Source organism: Amycolatopsis sp. NPDC004772 (genome assembly GCF_053601215.1).
Genome location: NZ_JBSGBK010000104.1, coordinates 19642 through 28299, shown reverse-complemented (window position 1 = coordinate 28299; position 8658 = coordinate 19642). Strand labels below are relative to the sequence as shown.

Genomic DNA, 8658 nt, shown 5'->3' with positions numbered 1-8658 from the left:
GACGGCCGCGAGCAGGGACCAGAAGTACCGCTCCTTGCCGTAGCCGAAGGGGATGCGTGTTCAGCAGGCGCCGCCGTCGCTCCAGACGGCCCACGAGGTGGGCGCGCCCGGCTCGGCGCCGGTCGAGTACCACAGCGAAGTCCACTTGTGACCGTTGTGCCCGACGACGTCGTTGGGCACGTAGGCCTTGGCGGAGTCCCACTCGGCGAGCCCGTCGCAGCCGGTCGGCGGGGTGCCGGTGCCGACGGTGAGCGAGAACTGCGCGGTGTGGTCGGCGTCGGTGCCGTCACCGCTGACCGTCACCTGGCTGGTGCCCTCCGGCGTGGTCGCCGAGGTGGTGATGGTCAGCGTCGCCGTGCCGCCGGAGGAGATGCTCGCCGGGCTGATCGTCGCCTTCGCGCCCTCCGGCAGGCCGGTGGCCTCCAGCTGCACGGTCTGGGCGTTGCCGGAGGTGATCCGGGTGGTCACCGTGGTGGTCGCGGTCTGTCCGGGTTGGACGGACGCCGACGTCGGCGACAGCGTCAGCGAGTAGTCGTTGCCGGCGGGCGGCTGGCCGGTGCAGGTCGGCTCCCCGCTGACCGCCGGCACGCTCACCGCGTCCCACGCGGCCTTGGTGCTGGCGAACTCGGCGCAGCTGCCGGGGAACAGCGCGACCGCGGCTTCCAGGGTGGCCTTGCGGGCCGCGCGGTGGTTCCACGACGACGTCTTCTTCAGCAGGCCGTTGTAGAAGATCTTGCCGGCCTTCTGGATGCCGACACCGGTGACCGACGAGTTGTTGCACGTCGGGCTGGCCGCACTGCCCTGGGAGAGCAGGTAGAACCAGTGGTTCTGCGGGCCCGCGGCGGCGTGCACCTCGGTGCTCGGGATCGACGAGGAGTAGCAGTTCGGGTCGCCGACCTTCGACGGGTTGTCCATGTAGCGGATCGGGCCCTGGCCGACCAGGTTGACGCCCTCGCCGACGCTGAAGTCCGGCGTGTCCTTCGGGTTGTTGGCGTAGAACTCGGTGAGCGCGCCGAAGATGTCGCCGGTGGACTCGTTGAGCCCGCCGTTCTCGTTGCCCGAGCCCGCGCCGCCCGGCGTGGTCTGGAAGATCGCGTGCCCGAACTCGTGACCGACGACGTCCATCGGCGTCGCCTGGCGGTGGTTGTCCTGCGAGTGCCCGAAGTGCGTCGACGAGCCGTCCCAGTAGGCGTTGACGTCGTTGAGGCCGACGCTCGCGCGGAACCCGCCGCCCGCCCCGTCGATGCCGGTGCGGCCGAGCCACTCGCCGAGCATCTTCCACTCGGTCTGGACGCTGTAGAGGACGTCGACGCAGCCGGTCTCGAGGTCGGTGCCCGAGCCGTTGCCCCAGGTGTTGGAGCTCTTCGTGAAGATCGAGCCGCCCTCGCGGCCGCAGGCGATGCCGCGGCGGCCCGGGTCGGTCATCGAGTACGAGCTGCCGGAGCCGGAGGTGTCGATGGAGACGGTGCCGGCGTAGTAGGAGTTGCCGGTGCCGGCCTCGCGGACGTCGTCCCGCGTGTCGAGGACCTTCCCGGTCGCGCCGTCGACGAAGACGTGCAGGCGGGTGGGCTTGCCGTTCGTGCGGCCGCTGACGACGACCTCGTAGGCGAGCTTCGGGGCGTCCCCGGCCAGCACGACCAGCTTCGGCGCCTCGGCCTTGTCCACTGTGGAGACTTCGCCCACGGCGACCTTCGTGGCCTGCTCGGCCTTCAGCGTGGCCTGCGTGCCGACGGTGAGCGGAGCGGTGTGCGCGGCTTCGGTGCTGCGGACGTGCCCGGCGCCGTCGGCGACGACCACCGCGTCCCCGCCGATGACCGGCAGACCGTGGTAGGTGCGCTGGTAGGAGGCGTAGTAGAGCCCGCCGCCACCCGGGGTGACTCCGGTGCGGACGAAGGCCTCCCCGGCACCCTTCGCGAGCCGGTCGGCGCCGTTGAGGGCGGCCTGGTCGGCGGCGCGGGCGGCGAGCGCCTCGGGCGGGGTGGCGGCGGGAGGAGCGGGGGCGGCGGCGGCCGGGATCGCCGGCACCGCGAACGACAGGGCCAGGCCGGCGATCGCCGCCAGCCCACGTGGGGATCTCATGGGGAACCTTTCCGGGGACCGGGGAGGAGTGTGCCCGGAGGAATAACTGCTGTTATTGCGCCGGACGCGTCCGAGTAAAGGTTCCGCTCGCGGACGGGTCAATGGGCCGAACGGAGCAGCGCAGCCCGGTGACGATCGATCGAAGGCGGACAAAACCGCAGGTCGCGAGCGAAGAGCAGACTGGTCTGAACCAATTCACAGACTTTCGTAGGAAAGTTGCTTTGGTTCGGACCACTGAGCCCGCTGGTCCGCTATTCGGCGCCGGTCGCCGAGTCCAGGCCGCGCCGGTAGGCCTCGACGGCTGCGTCGAGATGACCACGTTGTCGGAGCGCGTCGCCGAGCCGCAGGGCGGTCGAAACCGCCGCGCCGTGCAGGGATGCCCCCGTCTGGATTTCGAAGGCTTCGCGCAGCAGGCGGGTCGCCGTCTCGGCGTCCCCCCGGGCCGCGGCGATCTGGCCCAGCAGGCTGGTCGCCTCGCCCAGCGACTCGACGTCCCGGGACAGCAGCTCGCGGACCTCGGAAACGAGCGCGGCCGCCTCCTCCGGCGCTCCCTGCCGGAGCCGGACCTCGGCCAGTTCGAGCGTCGCCCCGGCGAAGCCCTCGTCGGCGCCGATCGCCGCCAGCTGGTCACGGGCCGCCGTCAGTTCCGCGCGGGCCTCGTCGAGGCGGTTCAGGTGGCGCAGCAGGTAGCCGCGGGCCCAGCGGCAGCGGGCCGCGTCGCGGTCGAACCCGACGGATGCGAACAGCCGGCACGCCTCGGTGAGGTCCTCGTCCGCCCGGTCCGCGCGGCCGGTCGCCTGCCAGACCTGCGAGGCCTGCCGGTGGAACCGCGCGACGAAGTCCGGCCGGGTCGCCGCCCGCGCCAGCCGCCGCCCGTCCTCGGCCGCGCGGCGGGCCCGGTGCAGGCCGCCCATCTCCATCAGCGGGTGGATCAACGCCGTGAGCAGGCACAGCTCGGCGTCCGGATCGGCCGGCCGCGCGGCCAGCTCGGCCTCGACCCGCGCGATCGCCGTGCCCGCGTCGCCGCGCTGGAACCGGCAACCCGACCACCGGTGCACGATCATCGCCCGCAGCCACGGCGGTGCCGCGCCGGCCAGTTCTTCGGCGTGCTCCAGAGCCTCCTGCGCTCCCGAGACGTCGAAGAGCTGCCACTTCACCTCGGCCTGGCAGAACCGGGCGTAGCACTCGACGTCGTCGAGGTGGTAGCCCGCCGCCTGCTTGCCCGCGGCCGCGAACCGCTCCTCGGCGGCGGCGATCCGGCCCTGCTCCAGGTCGCGGTAGCCCTCGTCCAGCGCCGCGCGCAGCTCGTCCGCGACGCCGGGTGGCCGGCCGAACCGCAGCTCGTCGACGGTCAGCCCGAGCCGGCCGGCCAGGTAGGCGAGCATCTCCTCCGACGGCGGGCGGCTGCCGGTCTCGACCTTCGCCAGGAACCCCCGGTCGTACCCCGGCTCGGCCAGCTCGCGCTGGGTCCAGCCGCGGCCGGTGCGCAGCCGCCGGATCCGCGCTCCGAGCGGTTCGGCGGGGGCACTGGTCATCTCCCCACGGTAGGTCATCGGCGCGGCGGCCGTGGAAACGGACATATTGACGCCTCCGGGCAGGCCGGGATAGCGTTCTCCGCTAAATAGGAAACTTTCCTAACAAAGTGGAGGCCGATCATGCGCCTGCTTCCCCTCGCGACGGCGGCCGTGCTCGCCGTGCCCCTCGCGGCCACCCCGGCCGAGGCCGCGACGCCGGCCGAGGTCCGGGTCGACCAAGTCGGCTACGCGCTGGGCGAGGCGAAGCACGCGTACCTGCTCGGCGGCACGGCCGGGAAGTTCGCCGTCGTCGACGAGCGCGGCCGCGTGGTTCGCGAAGGCCGCACCGGGGCGAGCCTGGGCGCCTGGAACGCGCGGTACCCGGCGGTGTTCGACCTCGACCTGTCCGGTGTGGACAGACCGGGTACGTACCGGGTCAAGGCCGCCGGAGCGACGTCGCCGCCGTTCCGGATCGACACCGCGCGCCGCCTGTTCCGCCCGCTGGTGCGGGCCACCACCGAGTTCTTCCAGGCCCAGCGCGACGGCCACGACGTGATCCCCGGCCGGCTCGACCGCAAGCCGTCGCACCTGGCCGACCGGACGGCGACGGTGTACGCGGAGCCGAAGTTCGCAGGTGAAGGCGGGGACGAGATCGTCGAACCGCTGAAGCTGCAGGGCGGCCCGGTCGACGTCGAAGGCGGCTGGGTCGACGCCGGCGACTTCGTGAAGTTCACCTCCAACACCGCGTATTCGCTGGCCGAGCTCGGTTTCGTGCTGCGCGACGACCCCGATCCGGTGCTGGCCAAGGAGGTTCGCTTCGGCCTCGACTGGCTCGACAAGGTCTGGGACGGCCGCACGAAGACGCTGTACGCCCAGGTCGGCATCGGTACCGGCAGCGAGGAGTTCGGCTTCCTCGGCGACCACGACGTCTGGCGCAACCCGCAGGACGACGACGCGCTCGACGTCAAGCCCGGCGATCCCGCCTACTTCGTCAAGTACCGGCCGGTGTTCCCCGCGGCCCCGGCGGGCGCGCCGCTGTCGCCGAACCTGGCCGGCCGCGTCGCGGCGGCGTTCGCGCTGGGGGCGCAGGTGTCCGCCCACCGCGACCCGCGCCTCGCCCGCCACTACCTGACCGAGGCGGCGGCCGTCTTCGCGCAGGCCAAGACGACCGGTGTCGGCGAGCTCGTCACCGCGTTCCCGCACGCCTACTACCCGGAATCGTCGTGGGAGGACGACCTGGAGCTGGGCGCGACCCAGCTCGCCCTGGCGGCCCGGGCCTTGAAGGACCCGCGAGCCGACGGCTGGGCCCGCGACGCGGCGAAGTGGGCGAAGGCCTACATCGGCAGCGGTGACACGAGCACGTTGAACCTCTACGACACGAGCGCGCTCGCCCACGCCGACCTGGCCGGCCTGCTGCGCACCGGCGTCCCGGGCGCGGCGCTCGGCGTCCGCGACCTGGCCGCCGACCTGCGGCGCCAGCTCGACTCCGGCGTCGAGGCGGCGAAGACGAGTCCATTCCGGACAGCGGTCGACGTCACCGACTTCGACGCGGCCAGCAAGAGCTTCGGCTTCGCCGCGACCGCGCGGCTGTACCAGCGCGTCACCGGCGATGCGCGGTACGCCGCGTTCGGCGCGCAGCAACGGAACTTCACGCTCGGGGCCAACGCCTGGGGCGTCTCCCTCGTGGTCGGCGTCGGCACGACGTCCCCGCGGTGCCCGCACCACCAGGCCGCGAACCTCGCCGGGCCGTCGAAGGTGCTCTACGGCGCGGTCGTGAACGGCCCGAACGGCGCGGACAACTTCGCCGACCTGCCGTTCCCGGCGGGTGCCACGGAGTGCACCCGTCCGTATGAATCCTTCGACGGCCGGGGAAGCCGCTACGCCGACGACCTGAGTTCATGGCCCAGCAACGAGCCCGCCATCGACTTCACCTCCACGGCGTTGTTGGCATTCTCGCTGGCGGGCAGGCCGTAGCATGGGGAAGTGAGCGAACAGTCTGAATGGCCGGACGGCCAGTACCCCGAACGCCCGGTGGAGCGGCACAAGGGCCCGGTCGTGCTGCGCCGCGACCGCCGCGACCAGGGCAGCACCACCGACCAGCGGCTCCTGGACTCGCGCGGCCCGAGCGACTGGGTGCACACCGACCCGTGGCGCGTGCTGCGGATCCAGGCCGAGTTCGTCGAAGGCTTCGGCGCGCTCGCCGAGGTCCCGCGGGCGGTGACCGTGTTCGGCTCGGCCCGCACCAAGCGCGACAACCCGGAGTACGAGCTCGGCCGCAAGATCGGCGGGGCGCTGGCCAACGCCGGGTTCGCGGTGATGACCGGCGGCGGGCCGGGCGCGATGGAGGCGGTCAACCGCGGCGCGGCCGAGGCCGGCGGCTTCTCCGTCGGGCTCGGCATCGAGCTGCCGTTCGAGCAGGGCCTGAACCCGTGGGTCGACCTCGGCGTCAACTTCCGCTACTTCTTCGCCCGCAAGACGATGTTCATCAAGTATTCGCAGGCCTTCATCTGCCTCCCCGGCGGCTTCGGCACGCTCGACGAGCTGTTCGAGGCGCTGACCCTGGTGCAGACGAAGAAGGTCACGAAGTTCCCGGTGGTGCTGTTCGGCAGCGACTACTGGGGCGGCCTCTACGACTGGATCAAGAACTCGGTCATGGCCGAGGGCAAGATCAGCCCGCACGACCTGGACCTGCTGCACGTCACCGACGACATCGACGACGCCGTCCGCGTGGTCCAGGAGTCCTACCAGGCGTGGGAGGACACGCACTGATGCGGCGGATCTGTGTCTTCTGCGGCTCGTCCATGGGCTTTTCGCCGCGGTACGCCGAGCAGGCGGCCGCGCTCGGGAAGCTGCTGGCCCAGCGCGGCATCGGGCTGGTCTACGGCGGCGCGAGCGTCGGCACGATGGGCGTGGTCGCCGACGCCGCCCTGGCCGCGGGCGGCGAGGTGATCGGCGTGATCCCGGAGGCGCTGTCGTCGGTCGAGATCGCCCACGCCGGCCTGTCGGAGCTGCACGTGGTCGCGGACATGCACGAGCGCAAGGCCAAGATGGCGGCCCTCTCCGACGGCTTCGTGGCGCTGCCGGGCGGCGCGGGCACCCTGGAGGAGCTGTTCGAGGTCTGGACGTGGGCCCAGCTCGGCCTGCACGGCAAGCCGATCGGCCTGGTCGACGTCGACGGGTACTACGCGCCGCTGCTGGCGTTCGCCGACCACATGGTGACGGAGGGCTTCGTCCAGGACGGCTACCGGAAGCTCCTGCTGACCGACGCCGACCCGGCCGCGCTGCTGGACAAGTTCGAGGCGTACGAGCCGCCGGCGCCGCCGAAGTGGGCGAAGGAGCCACCGGGTATCTGACGTCGTGAACCCGTGGGTCCAGGCCGGAGCGGCGCTGGTCGTAGGTCTGCTGACCGCGACCGGCGCGTTCGTCGGCGTGCGGTTTTCCGTGCGGGGCAACGACCGCGCGACGGAGCAGCGCGAGCTGGCCGGCCGCCGGGAAGAGTGGTGGCGGCGGTTCACGTGGGCGTCGGAGCTTGCCCTCTCCGAGTCGCCGGCGAAGCGGGTGGCCGGGCTGAAACTGCTGGCGAAGCTGGCACAGTCGGAACTCGCGACCCGCGACGAGTGGGAGTTGCTCGACGTGTTCCAGGGACGTGTACTGGACAAGCTCCTCGACGACCTCCCGGAGAGCTGATGGACATCACGGAAGAGCACGTCGCCGCGGCTCAGCTGCGCCTCGTCCTGGACGAAAAGCTGGGCCGGGCGACGCCGGAGCGGGTACGCCGGGTCGCCGCGGCCGAGGCCGGGTCGCCACCCGTCACCCCGGTCCCGGTGGCGCTGCCGGAGAGCGACTTCTCCGTGGTGGGCCGCTACCTCCAGGCGATCGGGGAGCTACGCGAGAAGGCGACGCCCGCGCGCTTGGCCGAGCGGTTCGGCCATTCCGGACCAGCCACGAACGCCATGCTCCGGCGGCTGCAGCGTGACGGCCTGATCAGCGGCTCGGGAGAGCCTCCGCTCCTTCTCACCCCCGCGGGTGCGCAAGTCCGCGGCGCCTTCGACCGCCTCGACCGGGATCTGATCCTGGGCTGGCCGGTCTGGGCCGACGTCGAGGGCGCCGTCCTCGAGGTGCTCAACGCCCTCACCCGCCACTCGGGCGAGCAGGCCGGCTGGATCTTGACCCGGCAGGGGACCGACGAAGTCCGCATCGGCAACCTGACGGAGCCCGAAGTCGGGGTCGTCCTCGCGACGGTGGCGGACTGGACCTCGCGCCACCCCGGTTCGGACGTGGACGTCCGCCGAGGTGCGCGGGTTGCCGAAGTGCGGGCCGAAGACGCGGGTAACATCGCCGCGTTGATTGCGGCCCTCGCGGTCTAAGCCACGCCCTCGCTCGGCCGCTTGTGGTAGGTGTCCACGTACTCCTGCCCGGAGATCTCCAGGATCGCGTACATCACCTCGTCGGTGACCGACCGCCGGATCGCCGGGGCGTAGTCCTGGCCCTCGTAGCGCGAAAAGTCCAGGGGCTTGCCGAACGTGATGCCGATCTTCGCCGGCCGGGGGATGCGGGCGCCGTCCGGCTGGAGGTTCTCCGTGCCCGTCAGCGCGACCGGGACCACCTTCGCGCCGGTCGCCAGGGCCAGGGCCGCGACACCGGTGTGACCCCGGTGCAGCCGGCCGTCCAGCGACCGGGTGCCCTCCGGGTAGATCGCGAAGACGCCGCCCGCGTCGAGGACCTTGCGGGCCGCCTCCAGGGCGGCCAGCCCGGCCTGGGCGTTGCCGCGCTCGACCGGGACGTAGCCGAGGCCGCCGAGGAAGCCCGCCAGGGCCTTGCCCTTGAGGCCCTTGCCGACGAAGTACTCCGCCTTGCCGAGGAACTTGACCTGCCGCGGGGTCGCGAACGTGATCACGCCGGTGTCGAGGGCGGCGCGGTGGTTGGCCGCCAGCAGCACCGGGCCGCTGAGCGGCACGTTCTCCACGCCGTGCACTTCGGGCCGGTACACCGCCCTGACCAGCGGTCCCAGCACGAACCGGACAAGCAGCGCGATCAAGTGGTCCTCCTCCTCGGGTGCGGTGCC

The 8658-nt window shown here is 72.2% G+C and carries 8 protein-coding genes; 5 read left to right on the top strand and 3 right to left on the bottom strand.

What is annotated here, in order from left to right; genetic code table 11:
* Positions 1 to 60: 60 nt before the first annotated feature.
* Entirely contained in the window at positions 61 to 2079 is a 2019-nt protein-coding gene (locus ACWEF6_RS37760) for a M4 family metallopeptidase (protein WP_449687340.1), read from the bottom strand.
* A gap of 251 nt (positions 2080 to 2330) precedes the next feature.
* Complete coding sequence (locus ACWEF6_RS37755) at positions 2331 to 3614, bottom strand: helix-turn-helix domain-containing protein (protein ID WP_449687339.1); 1284 nt, start codon at positions 3612 to 3614, stop codon at positions 2331 to 2333.
* Between the two features lie 120 nt (positions 3615 to 3734).
* Here ACWEF6_RS37755 and ACWEF6_RS37750 point away from each other — a divergent pair, with 120 nt between their 5' ends.
* The 5 genes from ACWEF6_RS37750 to ACWEF6_RS37730 are packed head-to-tail and all read left to right on the top strand — an operon-like array spanning position 3735 to position 7960.
* Positions 3735 to 5567, top strand: a complete 1833-nt coding sequence (locus tag ACWEF6_RS37750; RefSeq protein ID WP_449687338.1) for a glycoside hydrolase family 9 protein — start codon at positions 3735 to 3737, stop codon at positions 5565 to 5567.
* 9 nt (positions 5568 to 5576) lie between these two features.
* Entirely contained in the window at positions 5577 to 6362 is a 786-nt protein-coding gene (locus ACWEF6_RS37745) for an LOG family protein (RefSeq protein ID WP_091304403.1), read from the top strand.
* Entirely contained in the window at positions 6362 to 6946 is a 585-nt protein-coding gene (locus ACWEF6_RS37740; protein WP_449687337.1) for an LOG family protein, read from the top strand. The genes ACWEF6_RS37745 and ACWEF6_RS37740 overlap by 1 nt, the downstream gene beginning before the upstream one ends.
* A gap of 4 nt (positions 6947 to 6950) precedes the next feature.
* A complete protein-coding gene (locus tag ACWEF6_RS37735; protein ID WP_449687336.1) occupies positions 6951 to 7280 on the top strand; it encodes a hypothetical protein in 330 nt (109 codons plus the stop codon).
* Positions 7280 to 7960: a winged helix-turn-helix transcriptional regulator gene (locus tag ACWEF6_RS37730; protein WP_449687335.1), complete on the top strand. Its 681-nt coding sequence runs from the start codon at positions 7280 to 7282 to the stop codon at positions 7958 to 7960. The genes ACWEF6_RS37735 and ACWEF6_RS37730 overlap by 1 nt, the downstream gene beginning before the upstream one ends.
* Here the strand turns inward: ACWEF6_RS37730 and ACWEF6_RS37725 are convergent.
* Positions 7957 to 8631: a lysophospholipid acyltransferase family protein gene (locus ACWEF6_RS37725; protein ID WP_449687334.1), complete on the bottom strand. Its 675-nt coding sequence runs from the start codon at positions 8629 to 8631 to the stop codon at positions 7957 to 7959. The genes ACWEF6_RS37730 and ACWEF6_RS37725 overlap by 4 nt on opposite strands.
* Between the last annotated feature and the right edge of the window lie 27 nt (positions 8632 to 8658).

What these genes read in the sequence shown, in the direction of transcription:
- ACWEF6_RS37760 (WP_449687340.1), bottom strand. Translation starts at nt 2,079, where the DNA reads ATGAGATCCCCACGTGGGCTGGCGGCGATCGCCGGCCTGGCCCTGTCG.
- ACWEF6_RS37755 (WP_449687339.1), bottom strand. Translation starts at nt 3,614, where the DNA reads ATGACCAGTGCCCCCGCCGAACCGCTCGGAGCGCGGATCCGGCGGCTG.
- ACWEF6_RS37750 (WP_449687338.1), top strand. Translation starts at nt 3,735, where the DNA reads ATGCGCCTGCTTCCCCTCGCGACGGCGGCCGTGCTCGCCGTGCCCCTC.
- ACWEF6_RS37740 (WP_449687337.1), top strand. Translation starts at nt 6,362, where the DNA reads ATGCGGCGGATCTGTGTCTTCTGCGGCTCGTCCATGGGCTTTTCGCCG.
- ACWEF6_RS37730 (WP_449687335.1), top strand. Translation starts at nt 7,280, where the DNA reads ATGGACATCACGGAAGAGCACGTCGCCGCGGCTCAGCTGCGCCTCGTC.